Source organism: Micromonospora rubida (assembly GCF_009908295.1).
Classification (GTDB): Bacteria; Actinomycetota; Actinomycetes; order Mycobacteriales; family Micromonosporaceae; genus Micromonospora; species Micromonospora rubida.
On the sequence record NZ_JAAALO010000003.1, the window covers coordinates 517,113 to 535,731 of the forward strand.

Annotated in this window: 17 protein-coding genes; 10 read left to right on the forward strand and 7 right to left on the reverse strand. The window is 72.5% G+C overall.

Annotated features, from left to right (window positions below):
- Window positions 1-75: 75 nt before the first annotated feature.
- Window positions 76-1,659 (reverse strand): D-alanyl-D-alanine carboxypeptidase/D-alanyl-D-alanine endopeptidase, encoded by a 1,584-nt coding sequence (dacB, locus tag GVV04_RS11960; RefSeq protein ID WP_161687538.1) that lies wholly within the window; start codon window positions 1,657-1,659, stop codon window positions 76-78.
- Between the two features lie 394 nt (window positions 1,660-2,053).
- Here dacB and GVV04_RS11965 point away from each other — a divergent pair, with 394 nt between their 5' ends.
- On the forward strand, window positions 2,054-2,335 hold the full coding sequence (locus GVV04_RS11965) for a HesB/IscA family protein (protein ID WP_161687540.1): 282 nt from the start codon (window positions 2,054-2,056) through the stop codon (window positions 2,333-2,335).
- Between the two features lie 100 nt (window positions 2,336-2,435).
- Here GVV04_RS11965 and GVV04_RS11970 read toward each other — a convergent pair whose 3' ends face one another.
- Window positions 2,436-3,599 carry a beta family protein gene (locus GVV04_RS11970; RefSeq protein ID WP_161687542.1) on the reverse strand — a complete coding sequence of 388 codons (1,164 nt, stop codon included), beginning with the start codon at window positions 3,597-3,599 and terminating at the stop codon, window positions 2,436-2,438.
- Between the two features lie 87 nt (window positions 3,600-3,686).
- On the opposite strand from GVV04_RS11970, the gene GVV04_RS11975 reads away from it, so the two are divergent.
- The 7 genes from GVV04_RS11975 (at window position 3,687) to GVV04_RS12005 (ending at window position 9,840) form a co-directional block, all read left to right on the forward strand.
- Window positions 3,687-4,580, forward strand: coding sequence for a sulfotransferase domain-containing protein (locus GVV04_RS11975; protein WP_161687544.1), 894 nt, complete (start codon window positions 3,687-3,689; stop codon window positions 4,578-4,580).
- Window positions 4,581-4,826: 246 nt separating this feature from the next.
- Window positions 4,827-5,228 carry a hypothetical protein gene (locus GVV04_RS11980; protein ID WP_161687546.1) on the forward strand — a complete coding sequence of 134 codons (402 nt, stop codon included), beginning with the start codon at window positions 4,827-4,829 and terminating at the stop codon, window positions 5,226-5,228.
- 298 nt (window positions 5,229-5,526) lie between these two features.
- Complete coding sequence (locus GVV04_RS11985) at window positions 5,527-5,919, forward strand: cupin domain-containing protein (protein WP_161687548.1); 393 nt, start codon at window positions 5,527-5,529, stop codon at window positions 5,917-5,919.
- 75 nt (window positions 5,920-5,994) lie between these two features.
- Complete coding sequence (locus tag GVV04_RS11990) at window positions 5,995-7,779, forward strand: glycoside hydrolase family 15 protein (RefSeq protein WP_161687550.1); 1,785 nt, start codon at window positions 5,995-5,997, stop codon at window positions 7,777-7,779.
- 78 nt (window positions 7,780-7,857) lie between these two features.
- Entirely contained in the window at window positions 7,858-8,643 is a 786-nt protein-coding gene (locus GVV04_RS11995; RefSeq protein WP_161687552.1) for an aldo/keto reductase, read from the forward strand.
- A gap of 379 nt (window positions 8,644-9,022) precedes the next feature.
- Complete coding sequence (locus GVV04_RS12000) at window positions 9,023-9,376, forward strand: hypothetical protein (protein ID WP_161687554.1); 354 nt, start codon at window positions 9,023-9,025, stop codon at window positions 9,374-9,376.
- A gap of 44 nt (window positions 9,377-9,420) precedes the next feature.
- Window positions 9,421-9,840, forward strand: a complete 420-nt coding sequence (locus GVV04_RS12005; RefSeq protein ID WP_161687556.1) for a hypothetical protein — start codon at window positions 9,421-9,423, stop codon at window positions 9,838-9,840.
- 57 nt (window positions 9,841-9,897) lie between these two features.
- Here the strand turns inward: GVV04_RS12005 and GVV04_RS12010 are convergent, their stop codons facing one another.
- Window positions 9,898-11,019, reverse strand: coding sequence for a GH12 family glycosyl hydrolase domain-containing protein (locus GVV04_RS12010; RefSeq protein WP_161687558.1), 1,122 nt, complete (start codon window positions 11,017-11,019; stop codon window positions 9,898-9,900).
- Between the two features lie 317 nt (window positions 11,020-11,336).
- On the opposite strand from GVV04_RS12010, the gene GVV04_RS12015 reads away from it, so the two are divergent.
- Together GVV04_RS12015 and ctaD are read left to right on the forward strand one after the other, a co-directional pair.
- The gene (locus GVV04_RS12015) at window positions 11,337-12,443 is read left to right on the forward strand and encodes an FAD-dependent monooxygenase (RefSeq protein WP_161688379.1); all 1,107 of its coding nucleotides are present in this window, start codon (window positions 11,337-11,339) and stop codon (window positions 12,441-12,443) included.
- Between the two features lie 138 nt (window positions 12,444-12,581).
- The gene (gene ctaD / locus GVV04_RS12020) at window positions 12,582-14,339 is read left to right on the forward strand and encodes an aa3-type cytochrome oxidase subunit I (protein WP_161687560.1); all 1,758 of its coding nucleotides are present in this window, start codon (window positions 12,582-12,584) and stop codon (window positions 14,337-14,339) included.
- A 76-nt stretch (window positions 14,340-14,415) separates the two neighbouring features.
- Here ctaD and GVV04_RS12025 read toward each other — a convergent pair whose 3' ends face one another.
- The 4 genes from GVV04_RS12025 to GVV04_RS12040 all read right to left on the reverse strand — a co-directional run bounded on the left by GVV04_RS12025 (window position 14,416) and on the right by GVV04_RS12040 (window position 18,604).
- Window positions 14,416-15,237 carry a class I SAM-dependent methyltransferase gene (locus tag GVV04_RS12025; protein ID WP_161687562.1) on the reverse strand — a complete coding sequence of 274 codons (822 nt, stop codon included), beginning with the start codon at window positions 15,235-15,237 and terminating at the stop codon, window positions 14,416-14,418.
- Window positions 15,238-15,354: 117 nt separating this feature from the next.
- Window positions 15,355-16,569 carry an MFS transporter gene (locus GVV04_RS12030; protein ID WP_161687564.1) on the reverse strand — a complete coding sequence of 405 codons (1,215 nt, stop codon included), beginning with the start codon at window positions 16,567-16,569 and terminating at the stop codon, window positions 15,355-15,357.
- Window positions 16,570-16,641: 72 nt separating this feature from the next.
- Window positions 16,642-17,223, reverse strand: a complete 582-nt coding sequence (locus tag GVV04_RS12035; RefSeq protein ID WP_161687566.1) for an isochorismatase family protein — start codon at window positions 17,221-17,223, stop codon at window positions 16,642-16,644.
- A 94-nt stretch (window positions 17,224-17,317) separates the two neighbouring features.
- Window positions 17,318-18,604 (reverse strand): nicotinate phosphoribosyltransferase, encoded by a 1,287-nt coding sequence (locus GVV04_RS12040; RefSeq protein ID WP_161687568.1) that lies wholly within the window; start codon window positions 18,602-18,604, stop codon window positions 17,318-17,320.
- Window positions 18,605-18,619 lie beyond the last annotated feature (15 nt).

Consider the following 18,619-nt stretch of genomic DNA (forward strand, 5'->3'; position numbering starts at 1 on the left):
GCCCAGGCCCCGTGGCGCACCTCGTGGCCAGCGGCCCGGGCCCCTTCCTTCGCACCTGGAAGGGGCCCGGGTCGGTCAACAGGTGATCGGCTTCACCCAGGAGCACTCCCGGCCCTCGGCGGTCCGTGGCGTGTCGGGCGCGGCCGGCGGCGCCTGCCGCGCCGCCCCCGGATCCCTCTCGGTGTACGACGCCAGCGTGATCGCGATCTGGTCCTCCAGCCCCTTCACCGACGAGGCGAGGTAGTTGTTCAGCACGACGGAGAAGGCCAGCAGATGCCCGTCGGCGTCGGTGACGTAGCCGGAGAGGCTGGACGCGCCGGTCAGGCTGCCGGTCTTGGCGTGCACGTTGTCCGCCGCAGCGGTGCCGCGCATCCGGCTGCGCAGGGTGCCGCCCACGGAACGGTCGGCGTTGCCGGCGACCGGCAGCGCGGCGTACCAGGCGTCGAACCACGGCTCGGTGCGGACCGTGGCGAGCAGGGCGGCGAACTGGGCCGGCGGGATCATGTTCCGCCGGGACAGCCCGGAGCCGTCCCGCTGGCGCAGCGCCCCGGTGTTCATCCCGGTGTCGGCGACGTACTCGCTGATCGCGGTGAGCCCGGCCGGCCAGGTCCCGGAGCCGGAGAGGATGCGGCCGATCTCCTTGGTCAGCACCTCGGCGTGGCCGTTGTTGGACAGCTTGAGGAACGGCACCATCAGTTCGGCCAGGGCCATCGAGTCGTGCCGGGCGACCGGGGTGGCGTCGGCCGGGGTGGCCCGCCCGGGCACCGTCCGGCCGAGCACCCGGACGCCGTGCCGGCGCAGGGCGGCGCGGAACACGTCGGCGGCGTACCCGGTCGGCTCCCAGACGGTCACCCACTCGCTGGCCGGGTCCGCGCCCACGGCGATCTGGCCGGTGACGACGACGGTGTTGCTCCCGTGCGCGCGTTCGAAGGAGAGGGTGGTCTCCCCGGTGGCCACGGTCTCGGCGCGGTTGTCGATCCGCAGGTACCCGTTCGGCGGGGTCATGGTGACCGCCGGCTTCCCACCGGCCGTGGTGGCCGGCGTGGCGTGCACGATCGCGGTGCCCGCGTCGTAGTCCGTGTCGGGGGCGACGGTCAGCGCGGAGACCTGTGCGCCGTAGTAGTAGGGCTCGTCGTCCGAGGTCCAGTCCGAGCCCAGCCGGGCGTCGTCGTAGCGGGTGTCGTCGGCGACCAGGTCCCCGGTCACCACCCGCACGCCGGTCGCGGCGACCTGGGTGGCCAGGTCGTCGTAGTCGGCGGCGAGCATGGTGGGGTCGCCGCCGCCGCGTAGGTAGAGATTCCCGGAGACCAGCCCGGCCCGCCGCCGCCCGTCCGTGCTCACCGTCGTGCTGAACCGGTGGCCCGGGCCGAGCAGTGCCAGCGCCGCCGTCGAGGTCAACAGCTTGGTGTTGGAGGCCGGTACCAGCCGGCGGTCACCGTTGCGGTCGTAGAGGGTCTCGCCCGTCGCGGTGTCCACCACGACCACCCCGGCCTGTGCGCCGGCGAGCCGGGAGTCGGCCAGGATCGTGTCGATGGTCGCGGTGAGGCGCGTCCGGGCGGGGGTGGGCGCCTCGGCGGTGGCGGTGGGGGCGCCGGCCGTGGCCGCGACGGCGACCAGCGCCGCCAGCGCGAGCGCCCGGGGGAAGAGACGACGATGCATGCGCTGATGCTGCCATGCAGTTTTCTGCCGGGAAACCCCATCGGGTGAAGGTTAATGCCAAACCGGGCAGGTCGGGGGTTCGCGCCGTGCCGTCCCGGCAGGCCGGCAGCGGGCCGCCGGGCAACTCGGCCACATGCCGCCTCTCGTCGCCCATGGGCCCAGCGTAGGGAGTATCGGGGCAGCTGGAAGGCGGTTTTGCTGCGAGGTGTCGGTCGAGCACGGTCTATTTGACGGATGCCCCGACAGGAGGCAACGTAGGCAGGGAGGGGCGTGCGACCTGCCCCGTTTCGTATGGCGACGGGCTTTTCGTCGCCCAGCTCCCCCGCGTGCTCGCCTGCGGGTCGAGCCCGGCCTGCGCCGACCGCGATCCGGAACAATCCACGAGGAGCCCACCATGCTGACCATGACCGACAACGCCGTGCTCGTGATCCGCGACCTCGCCGCCCAGGAGGACGTCGCCCAGGACGGCGGCCTACGGATCGCTGCCGATGCCGACGCCGGCTCGCTCACCATCGAGTTGGTGCCCGAGCCGGCGCAGGGCGACCAGGTGGTGGACACCGAGGGGGCCCGGATCTTCCTCGACCCCGACGCCGCCGAGCTGCTCAGCGACACCTCGGTCGACGCCAGCATCGACGACGAGGGGGTCGTCCAGTTCGGCTTCACCGACAAGGAGTAGCCGTTCCGGCTTCACCGACAAGGGAAAGTTGCCGTTCCGGCTTCACCGACAAGGGGGAGTTGCCGCTCGGGCTTCACCCGCGAGGAGTGGCGGCCGCGACTCAGTCGGCCCGTCCGGCCTCGCCGCCCCGGTACGGTCGGCCGGGGCGGCCACGCTCCGGGCCGCCGCGCCACCCGCCGGTCCGGCGCTCGCCACCCGACCACGCGCGGTCCTCCCCGCCGGGCCGCGTCCCGGGCCGCCGGTCGTCCACCGGCCGCGCCCCGTCCGGTCGGCCCAGGTCGAACAGCACCCGCGCCAGGTGGTGTGAGGTGCTCCAAGCCGCCCAGTTCGTCGTCGACCCGGCCCCGGCCATGCCCCGGGACCGACGCAGGATCTCGTGGTCGCCCCAGGAGAAGCCCGCCCCGCCCGCCGGCCAGTGCGGTGCCGACACCAGCGTCCGGCACAGGTCCGCCACCCGCTCGTCGCCCCGGCCGCCCCGTCGCGACCAGCGGTACACCCACCACGCCCCGTCGGTCGTGTAGCGGACGGTGGGCAGCCGGTCCCCGGCGGCGTCCGCCCCGGGCACCGCGCAGTCGACCCCGTAGTCGCCGTACCCGACGCCGAGGTCGGCCAGCCGCCGCCAGAGCAGCCAGTCCCAGCGGTCCAGGCGTACCGGCTCGTCGGCGGGAAGCCCGGACAGCGTCGGAGGCACCCCGCCGGCAGCCACGGTCACCGCCTGCCAGGCGTGCCGCCGGGCCCAGTCCACCAGCCGGCGGACCCGCGGCTCAGCCGACCGGACGTCGGCCGGGCAGCAGACGTCCCCGGCGTCCACGAGGAGTTCGCACTGTTCCGGGGCCAGCCGGGTGAGCCGCCAGATCCGCTCCACGGCGGCCGTCGTCGCGTCCGGGCCCGACCGGTCGAGGCCCGCCCGCAGCCGCACCACCAGCCGGCCGGCGTACGCCCGGGCCGCCAGGCCGTGGGCCGTCAGCCGTGCGTCGCTCTCCGCGAGACCGGCCACCGGGACCAGCGGTACGCCCCAGCGGGCCAGCTCGCCCCCCGCCCCGTCGGGCAGTGCGGTCACGTCGACCGCCGGCAGCAGCCCCGGCGGCAGCCGGGTGAAACTGTCCGAAAGGGAAGGGTCCGTCGTGGACACGACGAGCACGGGGGCGAGCAGGGCGGCCGTGGCGCCGTCGAGGTGTCGGAGCGCCTCCAACGCGCCCCGTCGACCGGCGAGGACGGGGCGGTAGACCGGCTCCGCCGCTCGGTCCCACTGCGCGGGCACCATAGTTCAATGTAGCGACACATGAGCGCTCGTCACAGGGATTCCGCCAAATGCGAGCACGCGCGTGCGTCGGCCGCTATCATCCCCGGGATGTCCGGCACCCCCATCCGCTACCGCTCGCCCGACGAGGACAGCGCCCGGTGGCGCGGTTTCCCCTTTCGCGACGGCGACATCGTCATCAGCACCCGGTCCAAGAACGGCACCACCTGGATGCAGATGATCTGCGCCCTGCTGGTGTTCGGCACGCCCGACCTGCCGGCGCCGCTGCCGGAGCTGTCGCCCTGGTTGGACTGGCTGGTCGAGCCCCGCGACGAGGTGTACGCCCGGCTCGCCGCCCAGCCGCACCGCCGGTTCGTCAAGACCCACACCCCGCTCGACGGGATCCCGCTGGACGACCGGGCACACTACGTCGTGGTGGCCCGGCACCCGCTGGACATGGCGGTCTCCCTCTGGCACCAGAGCGGCAACCTCGACCGGGAGCGGATGGCGGAGCTGACCGGCCAGCCGGCACCGCAGGGGCCGCCCGCCCCGCGTACCCCGTTGGTGGAGGCGCTGGGGCGCTGGGTGGACCGGGAGGTCGACCCGCGCGAGGAGATGGACTCCCTCCAGGGGGTGATGTGGCATCTCGGCGACGCCTGGGCCCGCCGGGACCGGCCCAACGTGGTTCTGGTGCACTACGACGACCTGGTGGCTGACCTGGCCGGGCAGATGCGCGCGCTGGCCGGCCGGTTCGGCATCGAGGTGCCCGCGCCGCGCTGGCCGGAGCTGGTCGAGGCCGCCACCTTCGACCGGATGCGCCAGCGGGCCGACCGGCTCGTCCCCGACCCGGCGGGCGTGCTCAAAGACCGGTCTGCCTTCTTCCGGCGCGGGCGCTCCGGGCAGGGCCGGGAACTGCTCGACGCGGCGACGCTGGCCCGGTACCGGGCACGAACCGCCGCCCTCGCCCCGCCGGACCTGCTCGCCTGGCTGCACCGCGACGGCTGACCCTGCTCGCCCGGCCGCCACGCGACGGCTGTGGCGACGTATGCGCAGCTCGATGGCCTGATCACATAGCCGAGAGTCCATGATTGGACAGCTCCTGCGCTGGCTCTGGATGGGCGGCAGCGATTAGCGTTTGCCTTATAAAGGGTATTGATCAGATTGAACCGGCAAGTGGCATCTGATCGGTATTTATCTCCCTTTCACCCCTCTAGCTCGTCGCCCCTCGCAGGCGGCAGTCAAGGAGCCACCATGTCCACCGCCGCCAAGCAGCCCGCCGATCAGCCCGCCGCGAGCGCCAGCGACCGCACCGAGGCCAGTGCTCAACTCGTCCCCGCGACCGTCGCCGGGATGCCACCCACCGCGCAGCTCTTCTGGGCGGTGATCGAGTCCACCGGGGTGCTGGTCCGTGGCTTCGGGGCCGCCTCCGCCGCCCGACTCGGCGTCGGCATCTACCAGGTCGTCTTCGCCCACGACGTGTCCCAGTCGGCGTTCGTCGGGACGATCGGCCTGACCGGCAGCGTCGGCAGCTCGCCCAGTGGCGAGATCGCGGTGGTCGGCCGCGCCGGCGTGCCCAACGGGGTCTTCGTCCAGACCTTCACCTCGGCGGGGGTGCCCGCGGACCGGTCGTTCCACCTGACCGTCTCGTCCTGACCCCTCGAAATCCGGTCCCCGTCACGTCCGGTGGCGGGGGCCGGTCGGGTGTCGGGCCCGGACACGGGCGCACGGCGCCGCCGCGACCCGGGGGTCGTAACGTCGCCGCGCTCCGGCCGTCTCCCACCACCGCAGCCGTACGGCGGTACGCCAGCGGGGACTTGGCTCGACCGGCCCGGTTGCGCCGGCTGATGCTCTCGATGCCCGGTGCGGGCGGGCCCAAACCCCGGATCAGTGAGGATTTCCATCATCTGTCGTTCCCGGCGTGACGGGCGCCGCCAGCGGGTATGTGCCCGGCATGGAGCATTTCACGATCGCGACCGTCGCCGAGAAGAGCCCGGATTTCCGGCGGGTGCAGTGGACCGGTGAGCACACCCAGCTGGTGATCATGACCATCCCGCCGGGCGGCGAGATCGGCGAGGAGGTCCACGAGGGCACCGACCAGATCCTCACCTTCGTCAGCGGCACCGGCGAGGCCCGGGTGGGCGGGGAGAAGAAGGAGGTCACCCAGGGTGACCTGGTGGTCGTCCCGGCCGGGACGAAGCACAACTTCGTCAACACCGGCCCCAACCCGCTGGTCCTCTACACCGTCTACGGCCCGCCCGAGCACGCCGACCAGGCCGTGCACCGGACCAAGGAGGAGGCCGACGCGGCGGAGGCGGCCGGCAAGGACGAGCCGCCGACCTCCTGACCGGCCCGGCCCGGCCGGCGGGGGCCCTCGCGCCCTCGCCGGCCTGATCGGGGCGGGCGCGGGTACCCGGCGCGGGTGGACCAACCGCCGATCTCCGACTACGGGTTTCTGTCCGACTGCCGCTCCGGCGCGCTGGTCGGCCGGGACGGCTCGGTCGACTGGTGGTGCCCGGACCGGTTCGACGGCGCCTCGGTCTTCGGCCGGCTGCTGGATCCGCGGGGCGGGCACTGGCGGCTCGCGCCGCTCGCGCCGGCCCGGGTGGAACGGGCGTACCGGCCGGACACGCTGGTGCTACGCACGGTCCACCACACACCCTCCGGCAGCGTCGCGGTCACCGACGCACTCTCCGCCCAGATCGGCGCGCGTGGCCACGAGGTGGGGATGGGCTCCCCGGCCGTGCTGCTGCGGGTGGTCGAGGGGCTCACCGGCCGGGTCCGGATGGGCCTGGAGTTCGTTCCGCGCCCCGAGTACGGCCTGCTCACCCCGTACCTGCACGAGCAGGACGACGGGGGTGTGCTGGCCGCCGCCGGGCCGGTCACGCTCGTGCTGCGCGGCACCGGGCCGGCCCTGCGCGCCGACCAGGACCGGGTCCGGCAGGAGTTCGAGGTCGCCGCCGGGCAGCGCTTCGGCTTCGACCTGGCGTACGCGCCGGCCTACCGCGATCGGCCGGCCCGGCTGGACCCGGTCGTCGCGCTCGCCGAGACGGTGCTGGCCTGGGAGGGGTTCCGGGAGACGCACCGCTACGACGGCGCGTACGCCCCGCAGGTGCGGCACGGCGCGACCGTCCTCACCGGTCTGACGTACGCCCGCAGCGGCGCGGTCGCCGCGGCCCTCACCACGTCGTTGCCGGAGCGGATCGGCGGCGACCGCAACTACGACTACCGCTTCTCCTGGCTGCGCGACTTCTCGATGACCATGAACGCCCTCTGGGTGGCCGCCTGCCCGACCGAGGCCTCCCGGCTCTTCGCCTGGGCGGCCCGCTCGATCGGCCGGGTCGGCGGGACGCCGGTGCCCGTGCTGTTCGGGCTGGAGGGGGAGCGGGACCTCTCCGAGCAGGACTGCACCCACCTGCGCGGGTACGCCGACAGCCGACCGGTCCGGGTCGGCAACGACGCCTGGCGGCAGCGCCAGCTCGACGTGCCGGGCGAGGTCATCTCGGCGGTCTGGCGGCTGCGCGAGCAACTCGGCGAACCGTTCGCGGAAGAGCTGCGGGAGATGGTGGTGGGGCTCGCCGAGCAGGTCGCCGCGACCTGGCGGCTGCCCGACCGGGGGATGTGGGAGACCCGGGACACCGACCGGCACTACCTGTCGTCCAAGGTGCTGTGCTGGACGGCGCTGGACCGGGCGGTCGTGCTGGCCCCGCAGCTCGGCGACCGGGCCGACCCCCGCCGCTGGGCGGCGATCCGGGACGAGATCCGCGCGACCGTGCTCCGCGAGGGCTGGAACGACCGGGTCGGCGCGTACACCGGGGCCTTCGGCTCGACGGAGCTGGACGCCTCGGCCCTCTTCCTGCCGGTGGTGCACTTCCTGGAGGCGTCCGACCCGCGGATGCGCGCCACCATCGCGGTGGTCGAACGCGAGCTGGGCACCGACGACGGGCTGGTGCGGCGCTGGAACACCGACCCGGCCGGCTTCCTGCTCTGCTCGTTCTGGCTGGTGGAGTGCCTGGTGCTGGCCGGTGAGCCGGAGCGGGCCCGGCGGCTGTTCGAGCGGGTCCTCGGGCACGCCAACGACGTGGGGCTGTTCGCCGAGCAGATCGACCCGCGCACGGGGGCCCAGCTGGGCAACTTCCCGCAGGCGCTGTCCCACATCGGCTTGATCAACGCCGCCTGGCGGCTCACCGACCCGGCGGCGGCCTGAGCGGGCCGCGCGCGACCGGTCGCGGGCGTGCTGCCCGGGTTGGGCATGGTCGGTGGGATCGTGGGTAGAACAGCCGCCATGGACAGCCTCGACGAGCCCACCGCACTGCTCCCCGGCGATGTGCGGATGCCGCTGCTCGGCTTCGGCACCTGGCAGGCCACGGGCCAGGCCGGGTGCGACGCCGTGCTCGCCGCCCTCGACGCCGGTTACCGGCACCTCGACACCGCCACCATGTACGGCAACGAGGAGGAGGTGGGCCGGGCGGTCCGGGAGAGCGGGCTGCGCCGGGAGGACATCTTCATCACCACGAAGCTGCCGCCGGACCGGGTGGGGCGGGAGCGGGAGACGATCGAGGCGAGTCTCCGCGCGCTCGGCACCGACCACGTCGACCTCTGGCTGATCCACTGGCCGCCGTCCACGCCGGGCGACAGCATCCCGATGTGGCGGGAGCTGCTCGCCGCCCGGGACGAGAACCTGACCCGGGCGGTCGGGGTGAGCAACTACAGCACGGCGCAGATCGACGAGCTGATCCAGGCCACCGAGGAGAACCCGGCGGTCAACCAGATCCGGTGGAGCCCGTCGCTGTACGACCGGCAGCGGCACCTGGAACACCGGGACCGGGGTGTGGTGCTGGAGGGGTACAGCCCGTTCAAGTCCAGCGACCTGGCGGACCCGGTGCTGACCCGGATCGCCGCCGCGCACGACGTGTCGCCGGCCCAGGTGGTGCTGCGCTGGCACATCGACCACGAGACCGTGGTGATCCCGAAGTCGGTCACGCCGGAACGGATCAGGGCCAACGCCGATATCTGGGGGTTCTCGCTGACCGCCGAGGAGATGCGCGACATCGACGCCCTGGGCACCTGAGCCCCGCCGGTGTCGCCATCGTCGCGTCGGGCCTCCTGCCGCCGGCCCCGCCTCGACGGACACGATCAACGAATCCACACACGCCCTTCCGGAAAGCAGTGTCGACAGCGCCGGCATGGACGTCGACGTGAGGATCCAAGCGTTCGCTCGCCCGCTCTTTCACGGAAAGAGTGGTCATCCCGGCCGGGATAACCACTCTTTCCGTGAAGTTGCGCGCAGGTGCGCCCGCCCTCGGCGGGTCGGCCGTGACCGGGGGGAGCGGTCCCGCGAGATCGGCGGCACTTTGGCCAGGGCCTCGGTCTCGCCTGTCCTCAGGATCGAAATGACGTCGACTGTGGTGGGCCGGACTGGTACACCTGTTGACGGTGAAGGGGCGCGGGTGGAAGCGGAATTGATGCTCGGTGTGCTGGACGGGCCGGTGCCTCGGCTCGACGAGTTGGCCCGCCAGTTGGGCCAGGTTCTCGGCTTCGACCTGAATCGGGAGGGCTCGGGCGAGGAAATGTACGGCGGTGCGAACAGTTTGTGGCGGGTGTGGCTCACCTTTGACCCGGCGGACCTGGAGCCGTTCAAAACCCATCCGTACACGCTGGAAATCGGTTTCCTCGGGCATCCTGCCCTCGATCAGGTGGAGTCGTTGTACGAAAGGCTGGCGGCGATCGGTCGCTACCGGATCATGATGGCTGTCGACTATAGATGTATTCGGTCGACACACACGCTCTGTGAGGACTACTGACACCCGTCGCTTTCCCCGAAAGCTGAGACTTGATTGCGGGTGGAGTGGAAGAAGCCCGTCCTCCGGCCGAGCAAGCCGACTACGGCGATCTTCGTGACCGGTTGCTCGCCTCCGGCCCCAACGGCCACGAACTGGACTCGCCGTGGAGCACGTACGCGCAGGACGCCCTCACGTGCATCGACGCGGCCTTGGTCGCGTCGTCGCTTTCGGCTGAGGAGTTTCGCGACGTCTGGATCGAGTTCGCCGTGGAGCCGATGGTCGCGTCGCTCAACGCGCGTGGCTACGACGTCTGGCACGAGCCCGTCCCGGCCGGTGGCAGCCCACTCCAGGTCGAACTCGACAACGTCGTCGAGTTCCTGACCGAGGCTGCCGTCAGGCTGTCCCGGTCAGACGAGGTCACTTCCTCGGACTACGCCGAACTGATCCGGGAAGCGGCAGTGATCCGGCCACCATTCGACAGGTAGCCGGGTGCGTGGAGGGGTGGAGGCCGCACCGGCCCATCCCTCCACGCACGTTCGGCGTCAGCGCCGCGTGCAGGTCTGGCCGTTGAGCGTGAAGCTGGTCGGCGAGGAGTACGTGCCGTTCAGCGTCCCCTGGTAGCCGAAGCTGGCGGTGCCGCCCGGGGTGAGCGTCCCGTTGTGGCCGATGTTCCGGGCGGTCACCGCCGACCCGCTCTGGGTCACGGTGGCGTTCCACGAGCCGGTGATCTGCTGCCCGGTCGGCAGGCTGTACGCCAGCGTCCAGCCGTTGACCGTCGACGAGCCGGTGTTGGTGATCTGCACGTCGGCGGTGAACCCGTTGTTCCACGAGTTCGGCGTGTACTTCACCGCGCAGCCGCCCCCGGCCGGGGGCGTGGTCGGAGGCGGGGTGGTGGGCGGGGTGCCACCGGTGTTCACCGACTGCGAGAACGAGTTGACCGCCAGCCCCGCGCCGCCCTGCCACGGCTCGAAGCCGGCCTGGATGCTGGTCAGGTACCAGGAGCTGGTGATCGCCCCCCGGTTGCGCGTGTCGTTGATGAAATCCAGGACGTCGAAGTTCATCGACGGGATCGCCGACGGGGCCAGGTAGGAGATGACGTTGTTGCCGCCGTTGTTGCCCCGCCAGACCTCCCAGGTGCGGCCGGCGACGGTGGCGCTGCCCACCGGGGAGCCGATCGGCTGGATCGAGCCCTGTCGGTTGAGCCAGATCATGATCTCCATCTGGTTCACCCCGTCCCGCTTCGGCGACGGGTCCAGCCAGATGTCGTACGAGGCGTTGTAGGTCGCCCCACTGACGTAGTTGTAGCTGATGCTGCTGGGCGCGCTGCTGATCTGGCTCACCTGGACCGGCAGGTTCGTGCCGGGGGAGCAGTTGGTGTAGTGGCAACCCACGAAGATCGACGGGTACGACACCGGCGCTCCGTTGGTCGGGGCCGAGCCCTGCTGGCTGGTGATGCCGAACCCGCTGCCGGTGGCGTTGATGCACTGTTGGGCGCTGGTGCCCCAGCGGTTGTTCTGCACGACGTACTTCCCGCCGACGACCGTCGAGCCGTACTGCTCGCAGATCTGGGTGTCGGCGGAGGCGCTGCCGCCGAGGGCGACGGCGACGAGCGAGCCTGCGGCGAGCAGGCCGGCGGCCGCGAGGGCGCGGAGTGGACGCTTCATGATGCTCCTTGGCTTCGGCGTCGGATGGGTCCTGAGGTGGGGCGGGAGCGCTCCCATGCTCTGTAAACACATTCACATGCTTGAAACCCTTGCGCAACCGGGACCGGCTCGTTTTCGTCCCCGGCCGCATTCGTCGGCGTGAATCACGCCCCGGCGGGCGCCTGGCCGGCCGGGCGCCGGGCCCCTCCGGTGATCGACACGGTCCCGTCGGGGGAGGTGACCCGCCCCGGACGAACGGCCCTGGCGTGCCCCGATCGCACCGAGTAGTGTCTTGCCTCCAGCGCGTGCCGAACTCCCCTCCGGAGGCGTACACCACGATGGGTGGCTCTCCCCTGCGCATTCTCGTCGTCGGCGCGGGCATCGCCGGTCTGGCTGTGGCCCGAGCGCTGCGGATGGCGGGTTTCCGGCCCGACGTCACCGAGAAGCTGCCCCCGTCGGAACTCGTCGACACCGGCCTCTACCTGCCCGGCAATGCGGCGCGGGCGCTGCGCCGGCTGGACCTCGACGGCCCGGTGCGCCCGCTCGGGCAGGTCGTCCACCGGCAGCGCTTCCTCGACGCCTCCGGCGCCCCGCTGTGCGAGGTCGACCTGGACGCCCTCTGGGCCGACGTCGGCGAGTGCCGGGCGCTGCCCTGGTCCGAGCTGTACCGGGTGCTGCTCACCGGGGCCGGCGGCGCGGTCCGGCACGGGGCCGAGGTGTGCGGGATCGAGCTGCTGCCCGCTGCCGTCGGCGTCACCTTCGCCGACGGCACCGCCGCCGAGTACGACCTGGTGGTCGGCGCGGACGGCCCGCGCTCGGCGGTGCGCTCCCTGGCCGCGCTGGGCGGGCCGTCCCGGCCGGCGGGTCAGGTGGTCTACCGGGCCGTGGTCCGGGGCGGCCCCCGGGTCGACGAGTGGACCGCGCTGCTCGGCCAACGGGCCGGCTTCCTCGTCGTGCCGCTCGGTGCCGGGCGGCTCTACTGTTACGCCGACGAGGCGGGCACGGTGCCGCCGGCCGACCCGCAGGCCCGGCTCCGCGAGCTGTTCGGCGGGTACGGCGGGCCGGTGCCGGAGGTGCTGGAGGTGCTGGAACGGGTGCACGTCGGCACCACCGAGGAGGTCGAGCTGGGGCGCTGGTCCCGGGGGCGGGTGCTGCTCGTCGGCGACGCCGCCCACGCCACCGCCCCGACCCTGTCCCAGGGGGCGGCCATGGCGCTGGAGGACGCCGTGGTGCTGGCCGACTCGCTGAAGGGGGCCGACACCGTCGAGGCGGCCCTGATGGCGTACGAGAGTCGCCGTCGTCCGCGTACCCGGTGGGTGCGGGACCGGACCAGGGACCGCAACCGCACCCGCGACGTCCCGCCGGCGCTGCGCGACCCGCTGCTGCGCGGGCGCGGCGCGCGGATCTTCGGCGAGCACTACCGGTTGTTGGTCGACCCGCTCTGAGGGCTCGCCGCGGGGCGGTCATCGTAGCCGCCCACCCCACGCGGCACCCCCACCTGCCGGGGACTATCCTTCCTCCGGATGACGGCTCGTAGATAACCACGCGTGCCGAGCGGCACAACCCAGAACCGGAGGCCACTCGTGACCACCGTCGCACCCAAGCCGGTCGTGACCCGGCCCTGGCCGGTACGAGAGCCGGTCAAGGGGTCGGCCTTCTCGCGGCTGCTGCGCACCACGGACGCGAAGCAGATCGGGATCATGTACATGATCACCGCGTTCGTGTTCTTCATGGTCGGCGGCCTGATGGCGCTGATCATGCGGGCCGAGCTGGCTCGCCCCGGGCTGCAGTTCCTGTCGCCGGAGCAGTACAACCAGCTGTTCACGATGCACGGCACGATCATGCTGCTGTTCTTCGCGACGCCGGTCGTGTTCGCCTTCGCGAACTATGTGGTGCCGCTCCAGATCGGCGCCCCGGACGTGTCGTTCCCGCGACTGAACGCCTTCGCCTACTGGCTCTACCTGTTCGGCGGCCTGATGGCGACCGGCGGCTTCCTCACCCCGACCGGCGCGGCGGACTTCGGCTGGACGGCGTACACCCCGCTGAGCTCGGTCGAGCACTCGCCGGGCATCGGCGCCAACATGTGGGTCGTCGGCCTGGCCATCTCCGGTCTGGGCACGATCCTCGGCGCGGTGAACCTGATCACCACGATCCTGACCCTGCGCGCGCCCGGCATGACCATGTTCCGGATGCCGATCTTCACCTGGAACATGCTGGTCACCAGCCTGCTGGCGATCCTGATCTTCCCGCTGCTGGCCGCCGCGCTCTTCGCGCTCGCCTCGGACCGGCTGCTCGGCTCACACGTGTACGACCCGGCCACCGGCGGGCCGATGCTCTGGCAGCACCTGTTCTGGTTCTTCGGGCACCCCGAGGTCTACATCATCGCGTTGCCGTTCTTCGGCATCATCTCCGAGGTCATCCCGGTCTTCTCCCGCAAGCCGATCTTCGGGTACAAGGGTCTGGTCGCCGCGACCATCTCCATCGCTGCCCTGTCGATGAGCGTGTGGGCGCACCACATGTTCTCCACCGGCCAGGTGCTGCTGCCGTTCTTCAGCTTCCTGAGCTACCTGATCGCCGTCCCGACCGGTATGAAGTTCTTCAACTGGCTCGGCACCATGTGGCGGGGCCAGATCACCTTCGAGACGCCGATGCTGTTCGCGGTCGGCTTCCTGGTGACGTTCCTCTTCGGCGGCCTGACCGGTGTGCTGCTGGCCAGCCCGCCGCTCGACTTCCAGGTGCACGACTCGTACTTCGTGGTGGCGCACTTCCACTACGTGCTCTTCGGCACGATCGTGTTCGCCGTCTTCTCCGGGATCTACTTCTGGTTCCCGAAGATGTTCGGCCGGATGCTCGACGAGCGGCTGGGCAAGATCCACTTCTGGCTGACGATGATCGGCTTCCACACCACCTTCCTGGTGCAGCACTGGCTCGGCGCCGAGGGCATGCCCCGCCGGTACGCCGACTACCTGCCCAGCGACGGCTTCACCACGCTGAACACGATCTCCACGATCGGCGCGTTCATCACCGGCATCTCGACCCTGCCGTTCATCTGGAACTGCTGGAAGTCGTACAAGACCGGCCCGGTGGTCGAGGTCGACGACCCGTGGGGTCACGGCAACTCGCTGGAGTGGGCGACCAGCTCGCCGCCCCCGCTGCGCAACTTCGACCGGATGCCGCGGATCCGCTCCGAGCGCCCGGCGTTCGACGCGAAGTTCCCGGAGCTGGCCGCCGGCCAGAGCCTGGCCGGCCCGCCCGAGGGCGGCGCGAAGCCGCTGACCAGCGAGTCCAACGGTGGCGCCAGCTACCAGGAGGACACCGCCGGGAACCTCGACCAGCGCTGACCCACACCGCACCGTACGACGGGCGCCGCACCCCACCGGGGGTACGGCGCCCGTCGTTTCTTCCCGGGACGAGTTGTCACGCCGTGCCACCCCGGCGACTCGCGAGTCGGTCGACGGAACCGGAGGCCAGATCGCCTGAAACTGGCAGTTCGAGGGTGAGCAGCGGCTCCGCGAACACCGGCGCTGGCGCGTCGGGGTCTGCGGCGACAGCCTGCTCCAGCCGGCGGAAGCCGGCGTCCAGTTCGTCGGGACCGAGCTGCGCGAAGAACGAGAGGGTGCGCAGGCGCAGCCGTTCGAGCATGTCGGCGCGGGTGCCCGAGGGCGGCTCGGTGACCGTGCCGAAACCAGCAACGCGCCAGCCGACCGAGGTGAACGTCGCGATGGCCTCGTGCAGCGGCTGAAACAGCGCGGCGTCCGCCTCGTAACCGCGTGGGAAGTGCTCCAGCCACCATGGTCGGGGATGGTGGTCGCTGAAATTCGCGCGCAGTAGCAGCCGCCCGCCGGGCCTGAGCACCCTGGCCAGTTCCCGGGCTGCTCGGGGCTTGTCCTGGACGTGGTGCCAGGACAGGAACATGAGAGCGTAGTCGGCGCTGCCGGACGGCACCGGCATGTCCTCGGCGGCGCCTGCCAGATATCGCACACCGGGATGCTGGGACCGCGTCTGCGCGACCTCGCGCATGCGGACCGACGGCTCGACACCGGTGACCGGCCCGAACGCTTGGGCCAGCGCGGGGGTGAACCGGCCGGTCCCCGAGCCGACGTCCAGCCCCACCAGCGGACGCCGCTCGGGCAGCACCGCTCTGAAGGCGCTGATCCACACGCCAAGTTGCCGCTGGGTGAGCGCGCGGCCCTGCGCGTAGTCCTGGTGCTGCTCCGTGTCGTAGTCGATCGACCTCATCGCACCTCCCGCGTCAGCCGGGCGACCGCAGGCCCTCCGCCCGATATATCGGCTCGATATATCGGACGATATCCATTGCCGCGCCACCCCACAAGGCGCGCAGCTTTCCCGACACCGTCAGAAGGGCCGGGCCAGCTCGCCGACGCCCGCGGCGGCCGGGGCCGGGGCGGGGGTGCGGCGGTGGCGCAGCTCGGCGGGGAGCACGGCGGCGGCGACCAGCAGGCCGATCGCGCCGGTCACCACGAACCCCCACCAGGGCGCGGAGGCGTCGATCACCGCACCGGCCAGCGGGGCGCCGAGCGCGATGCCCACGGTCACCGCGGAGCCGTGCACGCCCATCGCCTCACCGCGCACGGCGGCCGGGACCAACTGGCTGACCGCGTCGGCGGTGGCGGCGAGGGTCGGCGCGCAGAGCATGCCGGCCGGGACCAGCGCCAGGCTGAGCAGCCACCAGTGCCCGCCGCCCAGCCCGACCGGAAGAGTGCACAGGCTGAGCGCGGCCACCAGCGCCAGCGGGGACACCTGCCGGCTGACCGCGCCGTACGCGAAGCCGCCGACCAGCGAGGCGACCGCCCACGCGGCGAGCACCGCGCCCGTCCAGCCGACCTCGCCGCCGGCCCGCAGCACGGCGACCACCGCGACGTCGGTGCCGCCCAGCACCAGCGTGGCGGCGAGGCTGGCCACCAGCACGGCGACCAGCCGGGCCGTCAGCCACTCCCGGCGGGGCACCCGGCGATTCTCGCGGGCCGGCTCTTCGGCGGCGCGGGTGGGCGGGTTCAGCAGCCAGAGGGCGATGCCGGCGCCGACGACGCCCGCGCCGACCGCGTACAGGGTGAACCGGGCGGACACGGCGGTGGACAGGGCCACGGCGAGGGCCGGGCCGACCATGAACGACAGCTCCATCGACATCGAGTCCAGCGCGTACGCCGGGCGGCGCCGCTGTGGCGGCACCAGCGCCGCGATCGACTGCCGGATCACCGAGAAGATGGGCAGGGCGAGCAGCCCGGCGACGAACGCGGCCGGCAGCAGCACCGGATAGGGCAGCGCCGGCGCGGTGGACCAGAAGACCCCCTCGGCGACGGTGGTCAGGGCGAGCACCGGGCGCAGGCCGTGCCGGTCCACCAGCCGGCCGAGCAGCGGGCCGCCCAGCGCCGCGCCCACGGTGGTGGCCGCCCCGACCAGGCCGGCCGCGCCGTACCCCCGGCCGAGGTCGAACACCACGTGGAAGGTGATGGTCACCCCGGTCGCGGTGAGCGGGACGCGGGCGAGCACCGCGACCAGCAGCAACGACCGGAGACCGGGCAGGGCGAGCACCTGCCGGTAAGGCTTCATGTTCACGACGGTCCGTACCTCCCGGGCGACATCCTCGCCCCCGGGTACGACACCCGCCAGCGGTTTACCGCCTCAGGCGGCCCGGATCACCGGCTCGCCGTGCATGGCCACCCCGGCGCCCTCCATCGCGCGCAGCGCGACGTCCAGCGTCTCCGGCGCCACGGCGGCGGTCAGGTCGAGCAGCACGGTGGTGGCGAACCCCTCCCGGGCGGCGTCCAGCGCGGTGGCCCGGACGCAGTGGTCGGTGGCGATGCCGACCAGGTCGACGCGGTCCACCCCCCGGGCGCGCAGCCAGTCGGCCAGGCACTCGCCGTCGTCGGCATGCCCCTCGAAGCCGGAGTACGCCGCCGCGCGCTCGCCCTTGTGGAAGATCGCCTCGACCGGGCCGGTGGTCAGCTCCGGGTGGAACTCGGAGCCGGCCGTGCCGACGACGCAGTGCACCGGCCAGGAGTCGATGTAGTCCGGCGGGTCGCCGAAGTGCGCGCCCGGGTCCACGTGGTAGTCCTTCGTCGCCACCACGTGGTCCCAGCGGTCCGGCTCGGCGGCGAGCAGCCGGGAGATCCCGGCGGCGACGCCCGCCCCGCCGGCCACCGCGAGGGACCCGCCCTCGCAGAAGTCGTTCTGCACGTCGACGATGATCAGCGCGTTGGCCATGTCAGGGGTGCTCCTTCGCGGTGCGGGTGGGCGGGCCGGCGGGGCAGCGGCGGGCCGTCGGGGGCGGGTCAGCCGGCGGGGCGGCGGGTGCGGGTCAGCCGGCGGGGACGACGGTCACCGGGACCGCCGGGTCGCCGGCGGAGAGCTTCAGGCCCTCCCACGGGATCGAGATCAGGCACTGCCGAAGGTGCTCCCGCGACTCGTCCAGCGTCGGCAGGTCGACCGGCCCGCCGCCAACCACGTACGACCGCTGGAGCAGCCGATCGTGCGGCTGCCGGTCCGGCACGCCCTGCGGGACGACGATCTCCTCGGTCGCGGTGCCGGTCGGCTTGTGCCGGCGGACGGCCACCTTCCGGCCGCCGATGGTGGCCTTGTGCTCCGAGCGCTTCACCACGGGCCGCCCCGCCACCTCGACCAGCTTGTAGACCAGGCCGGCGGTGGGCGCCCCGGAGCCGGTGACCACGGCCGTGCCCGCGCCGTACATGTCGACCGGCTCGGCGGCGAGCGCGGCGATGGCGTACTCGTCGAGGTCGCCGGAGACGATGATCTTCGTCTCGGTGGCGCCGAGGGAGTCGAGCAGCTCGCGGGACTGCTGGGCGATCACCGTCAGGTCGCCGGAGTCGATCCGGACCGCGCGCAGCTCCGGCCCGGCGACCTCGATCGCGTTGCGGATGCCCTGGCTGATGTCGTACGTGTCGACCAGCAGCGTGGTGTCCTTGCCCAGCGTGGCGACCTGGGAGGCGAACGCCGCCCGCTCGTCGCCGTGCAACAGGGTGAACGCGTGCGCGGCGGTGCCGGCGGTGGGGATGCCGTACCGCGCGCCGGCGGCCAGGTTCGAGGTGAACCGGAACCCGGCCAGGTACGCGGACCGCGCCGCGGCGACCGCCGCCTCCTCGTGGGCCCGCCGGGAGCCCATCTCGATCAGCATCCGGCCCCGGGCCGCGGTGACCATCCGGGCGGCCGCCGCGGCCACCGCGCAGTCGTGGTTGAGCACCGACAGCACCAGCGTCTCCAGCACCACGCACTCGGCGAAGCCCCCGGAGACGGTGAGGATGGGGGAGCCGGGGAAGAACAGCTCCCCCTCGGCGTACCCGTCGATGTCGCCGGTGAAGCGGTAACCGGCCAGCCACTCGGCGGCGGCGTCGTCGACCACCCCGGCGCGGCGCAGGAAGTCGACCTCGTCGGTCGAGAAGCGGAAGTCGCGGATCATGTCGATCAGCCGGGCGGTGCCGGCCACCACGCCGTACCGGCGCCCGGTGGGCAGCCGGCGGCTGAAGACCTCGAAGACGCACGGGCGGTCGGCGGTGCCGTCCCGCAAAGCGGCGCTGACCATGGTCAGCTCGTAGTGGTCGGTCAGCAGCGCGGGGCGGAAGGTGCTCACCCGCCCAGCCTAGAG

Bases quoted from the DNA above. Each gene is read 5' to 3' on its own strand.
- GVV04_RS12025 (WP_161687562.1), bottom strand. From the start codon at position 15,237: ATGAGGTCGATCGACTACGACACGGAGCAGCACCAGGACTACGCGCAG.
- GVV04_RS12010 (WP_161687558.1), bottom strand. From the start codon at position 11,019: ATGAAGCGTCCACTCCGCGCCCTCGCGGCCGCCGGCCTGCTCGCCGCA.
- GVV04_RS11995 (WP_161687552.1), top strand. From the start codon at position 7,858: ATGGACAGCCTCGACGAGCCCACCGCACTGCTCCCCGGCGATGTGCGG.
- GVV04_RS11980 (WP_161687546.1), top strand. From the start codon at position 4,827: ATGTCCACCGCCGCCAAGCAGCCCGCCGATCAGCCCGCCGCGAGCGCC.
- GVV04_RS11975 (WP_161687544.1), top strand. From the start codon at position 3,687: ATGTCCGGCACCCCCATCCGCTACCGCTCGCCCGACGAGGACAGCGCC.
- dacB (WP_161687538.1), bottom strand. From the start codon at position 1,659: ATGCATCGTCGTCTCTTCCCCCGGGCGCTCGCGCTGGCGGCGCTGGTC.
- GVV04_RS12030 (WP_161687564.1), bottom strand. From the start codon at position 16,569: ATGAAGCCTTACCGGCAGGTGCTCGCCCTGCCCGGTCTCCGGTCGTTG.
- GVV04_RS12035 (WP_161687566.1), bottom strand. From the start codon at position 17,223: ATGGCCAACGCGCTGATCATCGTCGACGTGCAGAACGACTTCTGCGAG.
- GVV04_RS11970 (WP_161687542.1), bottom strand. From the start codon at position 3,599: ATGGTGCCCGCGCAGTGGGACCGAGCGGCGGAGCCGGTCTACCGCCCC.
- GVV04_RS11985 (WP_161687548.1), top strand. From the start codon at position 5,527: ATGGAGCATTTCACGATCGCGACCGTCGCCGAGAAGAGCCCGGATTTC.
- GVV04_RS12015 (WP_161688379.1), top strand. From the start codon at position 11,337: ATGGGTGGCTCTCCCCTGCGCATTCTCGTCGTCGGCGCGGGCATCGCC.
- GVV04_RS11965 (WP_161687540.1), top strand. From the start codon at position 2,054: ATGCTGACCATGACCGACAACGCCGTGCTCGTGATCCGCGACCTCGCC.